The organism is Pseudomonas sp. FW215-R2, assembly GCF_058789255.1.
Genome location: NZ_JBYTBO010000049.1, coordinates 1 through 3,292, shown reverse-complemented (window position 1 = coordinate 3,292; position 3,292 = coordinate 1). Strand labels below are relative to the sequence as shown.

The 3,292-nt window shown below is 57.2% G+C and carries 2 protein-coding genes; both read left to right on the top strand.

All coding sequences use genetic code 11. From position 1 onward, the window contains the following. The first annotated feature begins 442 nt into the window (after positions 1-442). Complete coding sequence (locus AC3WRD_RS29805) at positions 443-1,237, top strand: hypothetical protein (RefSeq protein WP_158243875.1); 795 nt, start codon at positions 443-445, stop codon at positions 1,235-1,237. A gap of 72 nt (positions 1,238-1,309) precedes the next feature. Beyond that, complete coding sequence (locus AC3WRD_RS29800) at positions 1,310-3,229, top strand: alkaline phosphatase D family protein (protein WP_102622690.1); 1,920 nt, start codon at positions 1,310-1,312, stop codon at positions 3,227-3,229. Positions 3,230-3,292 lie beyond the last annotated feature (63 nt).

The following is a 3,292-nucleotide window of genomic DNA, read 5'->3' as shown; positions in this document are numbered from 1 at the left end:
TTTTCCGTTTCGACTGCGCCGGAAGTGGGGCGAATTATAGGCCTCCAGAATCTGCCGTCAACCCTTAATTTCGCTTTAGGCTGGAAAGGCCTGTTTTTCGCCTTCTATATAGTCGCAGGCTACTACGCACCCACGCCCCAAAAGACATCACGAAAGGATCCCCATCGAAACGTCACTGGAAACCGTCGCCCTTTTCTCCCTAAAACTGGCTTATGAGGAAGAAGGCCTGAGCCCGATCCTGCGCGATGATCTGGTCATGGGTGATTACCAGTGGGGCATGTTCGAACGGTTGGTGCGACGGGAAGACGTCCAGACCTGGCCCACTACATAGATGAAGGAAGTGGCGCCCCGCTTCTATTTTGATATCTTGCCGTCCATCTTCAGCGCTCATCATCGGGAACGCGCTGATCTCAGGCTATCGAAGGTTTAAGGAAAGGATCGAATGGATTTTTTGTGTTTTCTGGCATTTTTCGCGGCCTGGGGATTCATGTGGCGCTGGGTGGTGAAAAACCGCGGCAGCTGGAACCTGTTTCTCGGAAACCTCATTGGCGCGGTCGGCGGTTTCATTGTTGGCGTCGTGGTGCTATCCATCTTCCTGTCGTTGTTCCCGTCCGCAAACAAGTCAAAAGACAAGCCTGCGCCCGAGATTGCTAAAGAGGCCGCCGCGACGAAACCTGGACTGATGCCAGAGCAGGAGCCGGCCGCAACGCAAGCACCAGTCGCTCCGGTTCCAGCACCAGCACCAGCACCAGCACCAGCACCAGCACCAGTACCGGTTTCCGACAACCTTGCAAGCTATGTCGCCAGCGAACCGCAGAATGAACCTTCACCACCCGAGTCCGCGCTAATGCCCTACTACAGTAAGCGCATGGCAACATCGGTTTCTGAAAAGAAGATCGAAGACACCGCAGGCAAGAACTTCGTCACTCTGCGCCAGATGATGGGCAAGGATCCGAACGCTGACAAATCGGTACTGGCATCGGTCATGTGCACGCCTTTCATTCAGAGCGCCATGCGTTTTCCAATGGCGGCGATCATTACCCCGCAAGAGAAAACCAGCAGCAAGCGGTTCAAGGATCAGACTTACACCATCAGCAATACTGTCACCGCCCGCAACATGCTCGGCGATGATGTCCGTTACCGGTTCGATTGTTCGATACAACAACTGCCGGCCAATGACTCGGGTTATGCCGAGTGGCGCCTGCTGGATCTGAAGCTGCAAAAGGCTGGCTCTTAAGCCTCGCTTAAGAGTTGAAGGCGCAGGCTGCGCTATCATCGCCAGCCTGTGCGCCTTGAGCTTTCCCCTCTGATGTCTCGATCCTCTGCTGACCTCTCCCCGCTGCCTCCTGTATTGGCCGGCCCGCTGTTGCGGCGGCTGGAACCGACACGACTTGTATTGTGGCTGGTGGGTACTCGCCAACTGACGCTGACCCTACGCCTGCAAGGTGTGGGAGACATTCCTCTCGACGCAACGAAATGCACGGTCATCCCTGTAGGCACTCGGGCGTTTGTCCATCTGATCGACGTCGTCCTCGACAGCGCCCTGCCCTGCGAAGAACGCATCGACTATGACTTGCTGATTGACGGCGAAACACAGATCGCCGATTGGGCGCCCCATCTCCTGTACCAGACAGACCCGCGCCCGAACTTCGTCCTGCGTTCTCGGATCGATCAACTGTTGCACGGCTCCTGCCGCAAGCCCCATCACCCGGCAGCGGACGGCTTGCTGTGCGTCGATCGATTACTCGCCGCCGAAACCGATCCGCAACAGCGCCCGGCCCTGCTGATGATGAGTGGCGACCAGATCTACGCCGATGACGTCGCCGGCCCGATGCTGCGGGCGATTCACGCCCTGATCGAACGGCTTGGCCTGTTCGGCGAGTACCTCGAAGGTGCGGTGGTCAGCAACAGCTCCAAACTTTATGAGCACCCGGCCAGTTACTACCACCGTGCGGATTTGTTACCCGCACTCGAAAGCAACGAGACATTGCGCGAACGCTTCTTCGGCGGTGCGCGTAAGCCGATTTTCACCAGCAGTAGTGCCGACAATCATCTGGTGACGTTTGCCGAAGTCATGGCCATGTACTTGTTGGTGTGGTCACCAACGCCATGGACATTGATCGACCCGCAAGCGCCAGCGCTGGCACCCGAACGTCGCCAGCGCTATACCCTGGAGCAGACCCGGATCGATGCCTTCAAGGCAGGTCTTGGCAACGTTGCCCGAGCCTTGGCGCACTTGCCGAGCCTGATGATCTTCGATGACCACGACATTACCGATGACTGGAACCTTTCCGCGCAGTGGGAAGAAACGGCCTACGGCCATCCGTTCTCCAAACGCATCATCGGCAATGCGCTGATCGCCTATATGTTGTGCCAGGGCTGGGGCAACAACCCGGACGCTTTCAGCGAGCTGCTGGAGAAAACCCGACACCTGAGCGACAGCGGTGATGACCACTATCTCGATGCGCCAGTGCAAGACGATCTGATCGATGAGCTGCTGCGTTTTCAGCACTGGCACTTTGTACTGCCGACCAGTCCGGCCCTGGTTGTACTCGACACCCGCACCCGACGCTGGCGCAGCGAAATGGCGCTCAAGCAACCTTCCGGTCTGCTCGACTGGGAAGCCTTGAGCGAACTGCAACAGGAACTGCTCGATCATCCGTCGGCAATCATCGTCTCACCGGCACCGATCTTTGGTGTAAAGCTGATCGAAACGGTGCAAAGGGTATTCAGCTGGTGCGGTTATCCACTGCTGGTGGACGCGGAAAACTGGATGGCCCATCGCGGCGCCGCCCAAGTGATCCTGAATATTTTCCGACACACGCGTACACCGGGTAATTACGTGGTGCTGTCAGGGGATGTGCATTATTCGTTCGTCTACGAAGTGCTTATCCGACACCGCAAGGCCGGCCCGCGAATCTGGCAGATCACCAGCAGCGGTATCAAGAACGAGTTCCCGAAAACCTTGCTGGAATGGTTCGACCGTCTGAACCGCTGGCTCTACTCACCCCGCTCGCCGCTGAACTGGCTGACCAAACGCCGACGCATGCGTATTGTGCCGTACGTTCCCGAGCATGCCGAAGCAGGTGAACGTCTGTGGAACTCGGCGGGGATTGGTCAGGTGTTTTTCAATGAACAAGGGCAGCCACAGGACATCATTCAGCACAACTCGAATGGCGCGCCAAAGACCCGAATGCTCGCACCTGATCTGACGGATTATCCTGATTAGGATTGCGACAATTTCCGACAGGAGATTGCCCGGATGAAAACCGTGGCTGCCGAAAATGATCGG